This is a genomic window from Sulfuracidifex tepidarius (assembly GCF_008326425.1).
Taxonomy (GTDB): domain Archaea; phylum Thermoproteota; class Thermoprotei_A; order Sulfolobales; family Sulfolobaceae; genus Sulfuracidifex; species Sulfuracidifex tepidarius.
The window spans coordinates 98,888-112,033 of sequence record NZ_AP018929.1 but is presented as its reverse complement, the minus strand read 5'-3'; the positions used below and the strand labels follow the sequence as shown (position 1 = coordinate 112,033).

At 39.3% G+C, this 13,146-nt stretch carries 10 protein-coding genes; 4 read left to right on the top strand and 6 right to left on the bottom strand.

Annotated features, from left to right (window positions below; all coding sequences use genetic code 11):
- The first annotated feature begins 34 nt into the window (after positions 1-34).
- The 4 genes from IC007_RS00540 to IC007_RS00525 all read left to right on the top strand — a co-directional run bounded on the left by IC007_RS00540 (position 35) and on the right by IC007_RS00525 (position 4,359).
- On the top strand, positions 35-469 hold the full coding sequence (locus IC007_RS00540) for a DUF973 family protein (protein ID WP_232048953.1): 435 nt from the start codon (positions 35-37) through the stop codon (positions 467-469).
- Between the two features lie 401 nt (positions 470-870).
- Positions 871-1,269 carry a hypothetical protein gene (locus IC007_RS00535; protein ID WP_149528193.1) on the top strand — a complete coding sequence of 133 codons (399 nt, stop codon included), beginning with the start codon at positions 871-873 and terminating at the stop codon, positions 1,267-1,269.
- 116 nt (positions 1,270-1,385) lie between these two features.
- Complete coding sequence (locus IC007_RS00530; protein ID WP_149528192.1) at positions 1,386-2,051, top strand: hypothetical protein; 666 nt, start codon at positions 1,386-1,388, stop codon at positions 2,049-2,051.
- Positions 2,044-4,359 (top strand): hypothetical protein, encoded by a 2,316-nt coding sequence (locus tag IC007_RS00525; RefSeq protein ID WP_149528191.1) that lies wholly within the window; start codon positions 2,044-2,046, stop codon positions 4,357-4,359. The genes IC007_RS00530 and IC007_RS00525 overlap by 8 nt, the downstream gene beginning before the upstream one ends.
- Before the next feature lie 190 nt (positions 4,360-4,549).
- On the opposite strand, the gene IC007_RS00520 is transcribed toward IC007_RS00525, so the two are convergent.
- The 6 genes from IC007_RS00520 to IC007_RS00495 form a co-directional block, all read right to left on the bottom strand.
- Positions 4,550-4,951, bottom strand: a complete 402-nt coding sequence (locus IC007_RS00520; RefSeq protein WP_054845405.1) for a hypothetical protein — start codon at positions 4,949-4,951, stop codon at positions 4,550-4,552.
- A gap of 580 nt (positions 4,952-5,531) precedes the next feature.
- Complete coding sequence (locus IC007_RS00515; protein WP_054845404.1) at positions 5,532-6,749, bottom strand: glycosyltransferase; 1,218 nt, start codon at positions 6,747-6,749, stop codon at positions 5,532-5,534.
- 27 nt (positions 6,750-6,776) lie between these two features.
- Positions 6,777-9,221: a DUF2079 domain-containing protein gene (locus IC007_RS00510; RefSeq protein ID WP_149528190.1), complete on the bottom strand. Its 2,445-nt coding sequence runs from the start codon at positions 9,219-9,221 to the stop codon at positions 6,777-6,779.
- 279 nt (positions 9,222-9,500) lie between these two features.
- The gene (locus tag IC007_RS00505) at positions 9,501-10,586 is read right to left on the bottom strand and encodes a glycosyltransferase family 4 protein (RefSeq protein WP_149528189.1); all 1,086 of its coding nucleotides are present in this window, start codon (positions 10,584-10,586) and stop codon (positions 9,501-9,503) included.
- Positions 10,587-10,770: 184 nt separating this feature from the next.
- Positions 10,771-11,841: a glycosyltransferase gene (locus IC007_RS00500; RefSeq protein ID WP_149528188.1), complete on the bottom strand. Its 1,071-nt coding sequence runs from the start codon at positions 11,839-11,841 to the stop codon at positions 10,771-10,773.
- Between the two features lie 56 nt (positions 11,842-11,897).
- Positions 11,898-12,911, bottom strand: coding sequence for a glycosyltransferase (locus IC007_RS00495; protein WP_149528187.1), 1,014 nt, complete (start codon positions 12,909-12,911; stop codon positions 11,898-11,900).
- Between the last annotated feature and the right edge of the window lie 235 nt (positions 12,912-13,146).

Genomic DNA, 13,146 nt, shown 5'->3' with positions numbered 1-13,146 from the left:
GATTTAACTAATAAGAAAAGCTTAAATAGAAGAAATGTATAGAAAAGATTCAGAGAACATGAAAAGTCTCCTCATAAAGAGTAGGAAAAACAGGAAAGGTCTGTCAGGCGCTGTAACAGCCCTGATATTAGTCATAGCTTCAGTTCTGATAGCTCTAATAGTCGTTGCTTTCGCCTTCGGCTTCCTGAGCTTCGGCGGTGCACCTACAGTACAACAGAGCGGAGCTGCATACATAACCAACGGTGGTACAACTCTCAGTGTAGTATTGACTTCCACAGGGAATACAGTCATAGACTCTGTGGGAGTAAATGGAGCTTTAGAGTCTGCCAACATACCAATAAGCCCAGGTACTACATCACTGACCATTACCCTACCTACCTCAGCCTCTCTCAACCCAGGAGGAACCTACACCGTAACCTTAGGCCTTTCTGATGGGCAGAGCGTGGCAATCTCAGCAACCTATCAATAAAAATATTTTTATCTAAAAAAATATTTTATAGGTCTTCTTTTTTTTATCTTTCTTTGTTTTGAAGTCAAGACTTAAATACTGGCAAATCAGTTATTATAATAATGAACAGAAAATTATATGGTATCTTTTTATTTTTTTTACTAGCAATGTTAGTTCACCTAAATCTGCAAGCCATAACACCAAATGCCTACCTTGAAAAAGGTAGTTTTACAGTGTATAAATCAACTGATCATATTTACTACCCTTATAAATATAACTTGACAAATATTTACATAAACGTGGTTGAACAAGTTTTTCAAAACGGGTCTATCCTTTTAAATTCAACTGATATAGATTGTTCTTCAATTCAACATATTGGATTAAGAATCTTTACAATTGGGAATTCTTCTTACTGCATAGGTATGCGTTATATATCTCCTACACTTCTAGGGCAAAATATAAGCGGGCTTACATTCGAAGATATAAAAGACGGATATTATATTTATGCATCTTCTAACTCCATCCAAGATGTTAATGTATTAGGTATTTATTATTTCATGCCTAATGGAGTTGCATACAAGATCGTCTTCAATCAAACCAGTTCAGGAGCTTTAGTCTCGTCGACTTGTGTCACGTTAGTATCCACAAATATAGGTAATTCGTCGGCCTCTATACCATCTTATTCATATCAACTTAAGACACCTACAGACGTAAACTTCGTCAATACAATAGTTACAACTCAAGAGCGCATAGATGAATACATCATAGGCACAGCCATTATTGCTATAATTATTATTTTTATATTTAGAAAAGGAAATTAATAATGAGTATAAGAGAAACATAATTTTTATTTTCTAGTAAGATAGTAGGTAAAGATTTTTAGACAAGTTTTTCTATATATTTTATGCGAATTACCATCATCCTTACAGTCACTTTGATGGTAATTTCCGTCTTAACAAATCCGTCGTTAATACCGCATTTAAGCCAGGGATCATTCGTAGAATACAAGATAAGATCGTTGATCTCTCCGGAAGCTGGAGAGAGCAAAATAATTTGTAAATTACTAATAGAAAACGTTACAAAGATCAATAACAACGGTACTTTCGTTTTCTCCGTTAACATAATATGCATGAATAACTCCATAGAATTCCCTACGTCGTCAGAACTAGATAATTTGTCATACCCAAAGTCATTCTATTATATACCTACTTACCTGCTAGGTAAGGGGAATCTCCAAAGGGTTTTAAATTTAAGTCTAAATGGTGAAGACAACGGAGTGTTTACATACTATGGAACCGAACGCTTTTGTGGAGCAATTATTCAGTGCACATATTTTGTAAATTCTTCCGGTGTTCCATCCAAAATTATAATAACCCAAACTAATGATGAAAGAGATCTAATTAGAAACGCTACTTACAACCTTATTCCAACAAGTTTCCTTGATGAAGAACCAGTAATACCTCCAGGACTTAAACCCTTTTCTGCCCTAGAAAATATCAAAGAAAACCAGAACTTCTTGTTCTTAATACGCGATTGCATAATACCTTTCAATTTAATTGCAATACCTCTAATTATTGTAATTAGGAGGATAAAACATGCTTAAGCAGACGCTACGCTTTACGCTCTCATTGAAACTCGACTTAGCCATCGTCACTGTACTTACTGTGATAACACCTATCATTGCGCTTCACTCGATAGTAGGAAAGCCTGGTTTCATATTTGATAGAGATTATTACCCTCCTTTCTACGCTACTCCAGAGAGAGCATCATATGCCTTATCGTGTTTCCCGTTAGACATGGATGTGTTCATACTTTTCATGGATGGGTTGATGAGAGTAGGCATCCTTTCTTTCATGATGTTCGATTACATCGGACAGTTCATTTTCCCGTTTGCCTTGGCTGTGCCTTCCATGTATTTCGCATCGAGATACTTACTTAGGAAAACGGGGCTTTACGGAATTAGGGTAATCCTGATTTCAGCCTCCTTGGCTTTCCTTTACGCTATCTCACCTACGGCTTTCTATTTCTCACACTGGTATAACTACGCCTCCTTCTACGCTTTCCTACCAGCGACAATAACGGGAGCGGACTACGCCCTCGAGAAGGGAAACTACCTTCTCCTAGCCATCATTTCGGCAGTTTCATCAACTGACCCTAGAGGTTTCGTTTTCACTCTCTTCATTGTACTGACCATGACCTTGTATAAAAGAGGTTTCTATACTTTCCTGAAATCGGTGATCCCGTACCTCCTCCTGGAGAGCAGAGTTTTCCTTTACCTTCTCCTTGGCCATAGTTATTATTCCCAGCTCAGTCTTGATATAGAAAGCGGTCAGCTTTGGATAAACTATCAGACTTATTCTATCCTAGAGTCGATGAGGGGTATAGGCGTATTCAATCCTGACGTGACGTTCTACACGGGGAACTTGTTCTTTTTCTACCCTATTTCCTTTATCTTCATTGAGACAGGAATCCTGGGATACCTCTTCTTAAAAAAGAGAAAGTCCATCTCCACTTACCTTCTCTTCCTTTATCTCTTCACTGTGCTTTTCATCACGTCCACTGTACCTCTAGGTCCGTTCACGATAACTCTTGATTTGATTTATCCCTTACTACACGTGCTACAGAACACCTTCGCATACGGATACTTGTGGATTATCTTACCGACTTACATCTCTGAGATGGTCATGGCTCCCCTATTCTTGTTGGTAGCCATGGTATTAGGGGAGATGTCTAAGAGGAAGATACTTTTACCGGTACTAGTGATGGTTCTGGTATCTCAGGGGATATTCTCGTCCCCAGCAGTCCTGTCGGGAAATTACTTCGGGGAATACGTGACACATGACCCACCTCCCATCATGATGAACCTAGCTGACTTCCTGAAGGGAAGTCAAGGGGACGTAGCTTTCCTGGGTTACGGAGTTGGCTACTCTTCGTATCTTGACGATCTACCCCACGATCTGGATCCGTACGGTTTCATGAATCACAAACAAGCTTCCCTCCCCTTCACGCAGGTTTCGGCGGAGGAACTAAACGCCCTAGGTTTCCAGTACGTGGTTACGGAAGGAATGAAACCCAATGTCACTAACTTGATCCCGGTGTGGAGTGAAGGAAACATAACGGTGTACAAAAACATGGACTTCACTTACGAGATAAACTCACCAGTTTACGTTTACACCAGCTTCAACCAACTCTTGGGGCTTAACAAATCCGTCAATGTTTTGCCTGAATACTTGATGTATTCCATCAGTCCCAAGTATTTAGGAGGAATCCTGGGAGGTAACCAAGCGGAGAGAATTGCATTCCTTTACTACAAAGAGTACGGAATAAAGCCTGTTAGCCTCGAAGTCAAACACCTACCTTATCCTACCAACTTTACGGATTCTATATACACCACTTATGAGATATTGGACGTGGAGAACGCATACCCTTACCTCTTCTTTTATGAAGTAGGAAACAACTCTTTCCTTAACCTTAACGTCAGCCAAGGGGTTTACCGCGTCATATTCGAATACGTCTCTCTCCCCGGAGGAGGGGTGTTCAGCGTCTTCAACGGAACCACCTCTGTTTCTGTGAATACCAACTCCTCCATGAACTTGAACTTCTACTGCGCCGGCGAGATCAGGGACAGCGGAGAGCTTCAGCTACGTTTCACGGGGGACTCTATTTCCCTTTTAGCTGGTGTTATCTTGATACCGGTTAACCTGAAGCTTAACGGTACCATGAATGCCGTTCCGATTACGTCTTACCCCAACTCGGGGTCGCTTCTTGGAAGAAGCTTCTCTGAACCAACTAGCATGTCACACCTTGATCTAGAGCTTTCACTCAACGGCGTCACAACGCTAGCCCTGATGCTTTTCGTGTTGAGGAAACATATCATTAAATGGATAAAAGAAGTGACTGCACACATTTAATATTTCCTTAAAACTTATAGAGATTATCAAGTTATTTCATAGTAGTATTTAGAAGGAATCCTAAGACTGGAAAACAGTGGGAAAGTGCTAGACGCATTTTTCTAATTTATTGAGATTATCATAAGGTGAAAGATCCTAACGGACCACTAGGGTGGATAACGGAAAAAGTAAACCATAAAGTGGTAAGATCCTAACTATAGTAAGCGTAAGCATTTAGATTAGTCCCATCACTCAAACCCAGGATCACGTTATAGTGCTGCCCTTGTTGTGGGTTGAAACTTGAAGGTAAAGGAATATCAAGGTTGTTCTGCCCCTGATTTATCTTCACGCTTATCGACTCCATATTTCCATTAACACTTACAGAATCTATTATCACGTTCCCAGAGGAGGTAACGACTCCAGTTAGACAGTACTCTTCACCTTTGCTCAATATCAACATTTCCCCGTCCTGTTTCACTGTTGGCGTGGAGGTGTATGTAAGAGTCCCAAAGGCGAAACCTATGACCACAAGTGAGATCACAACTGATGCAGCAATAAGGATAAAAGAAGTTAGGGAACCTGATATACCCCTTCTATTCTTTCTCTGAACCACACATATCTTTCATTTATTGTCTATATAAAGCTTTGTCTATATATCTTTCGTAGAATTAAAAATAACTGAAATTACACTCGTAACAAGAGTTAAGGAAAAGAGAAAGGCTTAAACTCAATAGAAGTATGTAATTTAGATAATCATGCAAAGAATTACTCCCTGCTGTATGATGGTTTCTCCTGGTTTACACGATTTCCACCATCTAGGATTTATTTGGATTAACTACAGAAAAATTTCATCGTGATGAGCTTATAGAGTATTACAACCTTAACTTTATAATAAATTGAGATAATTTAGTATTCGAATATAGTAGCTCAGTATAGGCACTATGGTTGTTCTAGATATTATTCATGAAGGAAGAGAAAAATCCTTTTCACTGTCCATGGAGCATATAAGAGTTTGCTCGGCTCCCCTTATTGGGAGAGTAGAATCTGACTTTAATGGCTAGTCGCTCTTAATTCATTAAGACCTTTGAATTATTTGAACAATTAGAAGCCAGTCCTTATACCTACGCTTCGGGCGTAGGCCCTTTCTCCCACTCTTTCTTGCAGCATTACCTTGGTTAAGGTGTAAACTAATGTCACCAGGTTTGACTCTTACCTTCTAACCACTTCGTGATTATGCCCTCTATTTTCTGTGCTACTGTTTCCCAGTTAAGATGAGAGCTTATCAATGAATCCGTGTACTCATCGTCATTGTAATTCAGCTCCAATGCGTTCCTAGCCAGCCCCTTGACGTCATATTCTCTTGCAATCTTCACCATTTTTGACTTCGAAAAATATTCATAATTTGCAGGATTATAGTACATCGACACAGGAGTTCCAACACCCAAGGTCTCTAGCACGGAAATCCCAAAGGCATCAGAATGGGAGGGGTATATGCTTACCCTAGCATGGGAAATGATTTTATAGACTTCCTGTCGGTCCTTTATCCTTCCGAGGAACTGAACGTCTTCCTCTGAACGTGCGGATGAAAAGTTCTCACCTATAACTAGGAGCGATTTTATATTCTCTCCCTTAATGAGCTTGAACGCTCTTATTGCCTCATATATTCCCTTGAGTGTGGTAACCCTGGCGAAAAAGACAGCGTAGTCGCACTTGTCGCTAGTCTTGTATTTCCTCACGTCCTCATCAAGGGCGAAATGGGGGAAAACTACCTTGGCTTCCATACCCTTAGGTAGCTTGTCCTTAACGCCTTCGGAGGTTGACAGAAGCAGCACTCTGTCCTTGTATTTCCTGAGGTTTAGAAAAAGGTGCCTTTCTATCGTTCTTAAGTAAAGGAATTTCAGGAGTAAGTTATCGCTTAGACCGCCGTAGAGGGACATGTAGAATGCGTTCTTCAAAAGGTAAGTGTTAGTCAGGTTAATGTCACCTATACCTATAAGCGATGAGATCAGAATTGATCCTTTCTTAAGCGCGTAGGAGACTAAGGGATTACCGGTTTCTTTACTGAATTGCTTCCTCAAAGGTAATGTATCCGGAAAAAGGACTGGGTCAAATACGTAATTGTAGTCCAGTTTTCTATACCCGCCAGGATCTAGGTGTAACTTGCAATCCAAGTACATGCTCAGGATGTCTTGGTCGTAAGAGAAAGGCTGACCCTTCGCTATCTCTTCGACCTCCTCTCTACTTACCTTACCATTGAAGCACATCCTCACGTAAATATCATCTACCACGGGAATCATGTGTACCTTAATACGCCTGAATCTAGACAACCAGTTAAGCGTAACGTTCTCCGCTCCACCTAAAGGGTAACGCCATATCATGTTCCTTGCTCTAACAGCAATTTCATACAACATAAATTGTCACTTTTCACGCTAAAAATATCAAGTTACCTCTTTCTTACTTATGGAAGAGAAGAACGAGAACGCTAAGTTCACGGTAACCGCTATCCCTTCCAAAGCTAACAACGTGGGACTGACTACAGCCAAGTTAAAATAGTCTAACATGAACGTTATGTAGAAAATCCCTAAAAGCACAACTAGAGATAACCAGGAAAGCCTTGAGAAGGGTATAGACAGTCTCCTAAGCTTTAGCGAAGCGAACATCAATGCTACGCTTGGAATCAAGAAGATCAGAAGTACCTCGTAAGGTTCTTGTAACATGAAGGAATGAAGCTCTTTGTCGTGGTTATGCACAGACAGCGTGAGAAGGAAATACGAATACGGTTCGTTAACGTGGAGGGTTATTCCCACGAAGGACGAGTTCTGCACTCTGAAGTGGACCGTGAACACGTTGCTCTGCTGTACTGTGAAGAAATGAGAGACGTTGTTTATAGTGATCGTGATATTGCTAGGGTGTATCACGGGGCACATTATGTTTGAGGCCACAAGTGAGAACTTCATTGATCCACTCACGTGGGAAACCGCGTTAGAGCTCAGCTTCACGTAATAAAGACCGTTGCCTACATGTTTCCCTTGTAGAAACAGACCTCCGGGATCTCCACCCGTGTATACCCAAAGGTAGTAAGTCCTGCCTGGCTCAAGCTCCAAGTTACTGAAGGAGAAGACTTCGTAGCCGTCTAGCTTGTACGCGTATTGCGCAAAAGAAGAAGACTGGATCACCGTGGTGGGGTCTAATGACGTGCTTATCTCTGCCGTAAACCCATAGTAACCATATGTGGGTATCCCGAATATCACAACTTGTCCCAGCGTGATTGGCTCGCTAACGGAGAACTCTTGCACAACGGCGTAAGAGTCATTAGCTTGGAACTGTGCGTCTACGTTACCGAAATTGTAGTTAACCAACTTCGGGTACGTTCCGTTACTCTTTACGAAGACCTGAGCTGTGTAATTACCCTTAGGTATGAAGAAGGAATACGACTCCACATAAGGCTGACCTGGGCTAGTCTGCCCTCCGCTGGCGTTCAAGTAATAGCTATCGATAACGGGGGAACCGGTGAAGTTCTGCCTGTACAACATGAAGTCGCCCTGAACCCCGTATAACCCATAGCCTGAGAGGTTTGAAGGAGGACCGCTATAGGAATTAAAAAGGATGTAAGTCTTGTTGGTGTAACCGTAAAACCACGAGTTCCAAGAGTGGGAACTTGCAATGGGTAAACATCCAGTGTAAGTGTAAACGGATGAGTTTTGAGGTATCATATCGGCTAACTGGAATACGCCCTGATTTTGAGGTGAGACAGGGTAAACCGGGGAACTGTAGAACATGGTTAACCCGTCTACCGCTACCCACACCAACACGTTTATCGCCAAGGACAGCTGGAATATCTTCTTTATAGCCTTGGAGTTCATCATGTTCTTTATCCTGTCTACGCCCTTAAGGAAACCTAAAACAACGAAAGGCGTTACATAACTGGCGTAATACACATACGGGTCCCAGTAAGGTCCGAAAACCGAGATAAAGGTCACTAAAAGCCACGGTAACTCAAGGATGAGAATTGGGTCAAGGAAGGACAGGAAGAGGAATGGCATGTTAAGCAACACCAAGTAGTTTAGTTTTCCCTGCGGGTCGTCGGTTATGCCGTTAATTATGCTCTTAAGTGAGAACGGGTCGGTCCCATAAATGTTAGAGAAGACTGAATGGGATGAGAGGGAGAAGTAACTTATCATGTCCTTCTCTATCAAAAAGAAAATTACGCTTACCAGGAAGACTGATATCTCAAGCCAGTAACTCTTTAGCATTAACGCTAAACTCCTCTTCAAGACTAGTTCCTTCTTAGATATCCTCTCTGCAATAAGGTAAAAAGTGAAGAATGCTCCCACTATAGGAGAAAACTCTATAGTGGAAAGGGATAGAGCAAACAGGATAAAGAACTGTACCCACTTCCTCTCTGTGTAAAAATAGAAGGCGAATATGAAAAGTCCTGAGAAGAGAGTCAGGACCTCAAATGGATAAGTGTAAATGAACGGGTAAAAGAGGTATGAAAAACCGTAAAGGAAGGCTAACTTTTCCGACCTTAAGGACTTCTTAGCCATGAGGAAGAGGGGTATAGAAGGGAAGTAATTCACTATATTAAGTATGATATAAAGGGACACGAAACTGGGTAAGACAGCATAGAAAGGTAACAACAAGAAGAGTATGGGCGATCCGTGAACCGAGAAGAATGATCCACCAGGGACTGTGTTAACAAAAGGGAGATGAGAGAAAAGCGCGCTTGAGAGCGACTGTATGAAAGTTGAAGTGTCTATTACGTTACCGTTATTAAGCATGAAGGTCTGGTAAACCATGTACCAAGACCTAAGAGTGACCATGAAAGTAGTGGAGCCCATAAGCAACAAAAGATAGTTAACCTTAATCCTTATCGAATACATTCAAAAATAGAGACAGTGCACTACCTTTAAATTTTTTCCTAGTTTCTATTTATGAGTCAATTAAATGTTATCAGTATACTTAGATAAAGACCAAATTAAATCAACTTAATTCCTTCTTTATCACTCTCTCCAGTTTTGTATTTATTAAGTGTATTTATTAAGTCCTTAAAGCCAGACTCTAGCCATACCCTTTCAGCCATGATTCTTTTTGAATTGCATTAAAAGGTGGCAACTTTTTGCCTTATAACCTAGAATTATAATCACTAATGCTTTACTTCATCACTGTTTTACGACGTCTATAAACTCGTCTAGCTTTTTGCACATTACGCATAATGAATAGTATTTTTTTACATATTGGATCAACTCCAAGTAGATGTTTGTTTTATCATCATGCGAGACCTCTTCGATTAAGCCATCAATATCGTCCTTTACGGTCAAACCATGACCTTCTACTTCATGCAAGTTCTCTAAACCCTCCACGCCTACCCTTGTAGTCAGTACCCTTTTACCGTAACTCATGCATTCTATGACCTTAGTTTTTATTCCAGCGCCTATGAACAAAGGAATAAGGCAACCTTTAGCGTTCATGTAAAGTTCATCTAGACTGTCTACCATTCCCGTGAAATCGACGTTGCTAGGGTGGTGTAAGAACCTCTCATTTCCCCTGCCCACTATCACGAACCTCTCGTTTCTAAGTCTCTCAGCGATCTTAAATATTTCCAAGACAGCTAGGTAGTTCGGCTCAAATGTCATGTCTCCCACGAACAGCCAATACTTTCCTACGTTATTGACTGGGTGGCAAGCCTTTATTTCCACTGAGTTGGGAATAGTAAAAATCTTATTTGGTTTTATTTTAAAATAATTTTTTGCATATTCTAGGTCATAGTTAGATACTGTTATGGTATAGTGTGAAGTTTTAACTGCCAACCAATCAAGTGATTCTCCTATAATTCTCCTTTTAATGAAGTTTGATATTCCCGCCGTCTTCCTTGAGATCATCGAGATGAACGCGTGGGAGTCATAAACCACCTTCTTCCCTAATATCCTGCCAATGAAGGCATAAGGGAAAAATACAGAGCCTTCTATTACTATTATATCAAATTTTTTTATAAATGGCATTTTAAGTATGGAATCAAAAATTAGTTTTGGGCCGAAAACGAACCAGTTCCTTGGGGCATTCAGTCTTATTGTGTCCTCTTGCGGAACTTGTTTCCCTTCTGCCACCATAAGGTTAGGATATTCTATAATTTTTAAGTAAACGTCGTCTCTCTGTTTCAAACAATGGATCAAGTTATTTACCCTTACTATGTATCCCATCTTTTTTATGCTAAGTTCTCCGTGTGTTACCAGTAGGACTCTCAACATCACTAATCTTTGGAATATTTCTATTATTTATGCACTACTAAAAAACAGGAGATTGAAATTATCGTGGAAAAGATAAATAGAAACTAGCGAAAAGGCAAACAATTGCAGATCTATTACATGTTATTTGTTTATCATTCGGAGAATCGTAGTTTATTCCTAGAGAGATTTCCTCTCTCCTTTTTATTTATATTACAGCATCTACCTCTTTATTAATACTCTCCTTAAATTTACTAAATGAAAACCTTTCTCTGGATTCAAATATTTCTTTCCTAATCGAAAGAGGTGAGTGCACAGCTTGAGTTATCAAAGCTGGGATGTCTTCTAATCTCGAGTAACCTAACCCGTATTTACCTTCCATGACTATATCTACCCAAGGCCCGCCTACCTTAGGCACTATGGGCACAAGACCGTAAGAGACAGCTTCGGCCACTGCTAAGCCATAGTGTTCCAATAGTTTAGTTTGTAAGAAAACTGAGGCTTTCCTAAAAAGGGCATCCTTTTCTTCTATTGTAGGATTAGGTATGATATTAACGTTAGGGGGGGCGTGAGCTTTTAGGAATTCTAGGTATGTCTCGTCCCCTCTATTCACGGAACCCGCAATAATGAACTTCTGGGTAGACCTTCTTGCAACCTCAAGCCCAACCTCCAATCTCTTCTCTCTGTTTATCCTGCCAAAAAGCAGAACTAAACCTTCTTTACCCTCCAGGTCTACATCACGTGGTTGTTCTACGGGTAGGTTAACCACTGCTATCCTCTTTGGTTTCACGCCTAAAATCGAGAGAGACTTGTTCACCACGCTCTTAGAGTACTCCCCTGCAACAACGATATTAGCGCGGTCATATACCTTATATAGCTTGGATGCCTTCAGTGCATATACCATAAATTTCTTCTTGAGGTTGCCATGTTCGTCCATGAAAGGTGTAAGAAAGTTCTCATGTACGAAGTTAAGTGTGGCGTTATACACGAAAACATTAGGGTGATTGTTGAAAGTGAATTCCTCCTTGACTTTAGATAGCCTCCTTCTTTCCCTGAGGATCCTGAATCCGACCTTATAGATAGGATCGTCCTCCGAGTAGGAGTAACCTCCCTCTATCACCTTATCAAAATGTAACGGAGGGAGCCTAGGATGATCCCTATCCGTGTAAAGCGATATCGTGTTAAATCTCTCCTTTAAAGCATTGTACACGTTAACGAAAGCTATTTGCCCACCTCCCAGTCTGGTGAACTCTTCGATGAAGAGTGCCCTCTTAGGCATTTAAAGATATCACACATAGGAAAAAACTCTTTTTAATATAAAAAGAGCATCTTTCTCTACCTTTCTAACGACCTTCTGTACGATGTTTCCATTATTCTTCTCTTTATAAAAATAGGAGCTAAATAAAGAAATAATGAGATGAAACCATGTTTATATCTCATTTCTATAGATTTCTTAAAAAGAAATAAAATATTTTCATAACCTACTGTCTTGTTTTCTTTCTGTTTCTTCCCAAGAAGTTGATTAAATGCAGTAACCTCTATTTCAAATAAAAATGATTTGAACCTAGTTGCATCAATAAGATATTTTTTATTAAGAGATCTCATGAGTACGTTGTTATCTTCTATAAGATTACTATAATATTGAATTAAATTGGATAAATATTGATTAAAATTAGATTTTTTAATTATCGACATATTCTCAGTGTGAAATCTATATTGAGTAAGGATTTCATTATCGAACAAAAGATCTAGGTTGCTATCCATTGCTAACATCATTAGAAAATAATCAGGGGAAATCCTCATCTGTTTAAGAGAAGACATTCTATCTTCTACCAGTTGACGTCTAAAACAGATAGAACTACTATTTCTAAAAATTTGATCATGATTTACTATTTCCTTATAATACTTATTTTTTTCACTATTTTTTATATATAAGGTAGGGCCCTCGTAGTTATTATAGAATTTACTCTTCATTAAGTTACCACTCTCATTTATTAACTCAAAATTATTATGATAGAAACCTAATTGTTGGTTCTTAAACTTATTATAAACTTTTTGTAACTTATCTACCTTAAATTTATCATCATCCTCAAGGATGCAAGTTATTTCGCCCGTCGAATTCTGAATACCTTTAACGTATTTCGGACCTATCGGTTCTTCACTTAAATATATATCTTTAATATTATTTCTATAAATAAAATTATCTATAGTCTTATCCTCAAAATTCTTTACAACTATAATTTCATAGAAACTCTTCTGCAATGTCTGATTTAACACAGAACTAATTGCATCAACAATAAACTTTTTCCTATTATGTGCAGTAATAATTACAGAAATAGCTGGAACCATCTAATATAAAATGAAAAAGCACTACTAAATAACTTTGCTTTTCAGTAAATGTTTTGATGAAACAGAAAGTATTATTCGCCATATTCCCCAATAACAGATATTTAGTCTAAGCTCTCAAAAACTTATATTTTCAATTTTATTATAATTATACTGCTATTAACAAATTATTAAAAAAGTTGCTCCAGCCAGGAGAATAAATAAGTATAGCCCGCATAACTAAGACTTTTATCAACTA

Bases quoted from the DNA above. Each gene is read 5' to 3' on its own strand.
- IC007_RS00540 (WP_232048953.1), top strand. From the start codon at position 35: ATGTATAGAAAAGATTCAGAGAACATGAAAAGTCTCCTCATAAAGAGT.
- IC007_RS00535 (WP_149528193.1), top strand. From the start codon at position 871: ATGCGTTATATATCTCCTACACTTCTAGGGCAAAATATAAGCGGGCTT.
- IC007_RS00530 (WP_149528192.1), top strand. From the start codon at position 1,386: ATGGTAATTTCCGTCTTAACAAATCCGTCGTTAATACCGCATTTAAGC.
- IC007_RS00525 (WP_149528191.1), top strand. From the start codon at position 2,044: ATGCTTAAGCAGACGCTACGCTTTACGCTCTCATTGAAACTCGACTTA.
- IC007_RS00515 (WP_054845404.1), bottom strand. From the start codon at position 6,749: ATGTTGTATGAAATTGCTGTTAGAGCAAGGAACATGATATGGCGTTAC.
- IC007_RS00510 (WP_149528190.1), bottom strand. From the start codon at position 9,221: ATGTATTCGATAAGGATTAAGGTTAACTATCTTTTGTTGCTTATGGGC.
- IC007_RS00505 (WP_149528189.1), bottom strand. From the start codon at position 10,586: ATGTTGAGAGTCCTACTGGTAACACACGGAGAACTTAGCATAAAAAAG.
- IC007_RS00500 (WP_149528188.1), bottom strand. From the start codon at position 11,841: ATGCCTAAGAGGGCACTCTTCATCGAAGAGTTCACCAGACTGGGAGGT.
- IC007_RS00495 (WP_149528187.1), bottom strand. From the start codon at position 12,911: ATGGTTCCAGCTATTTCTGTAATTATTACTGCACATAATAGGAAAAAG.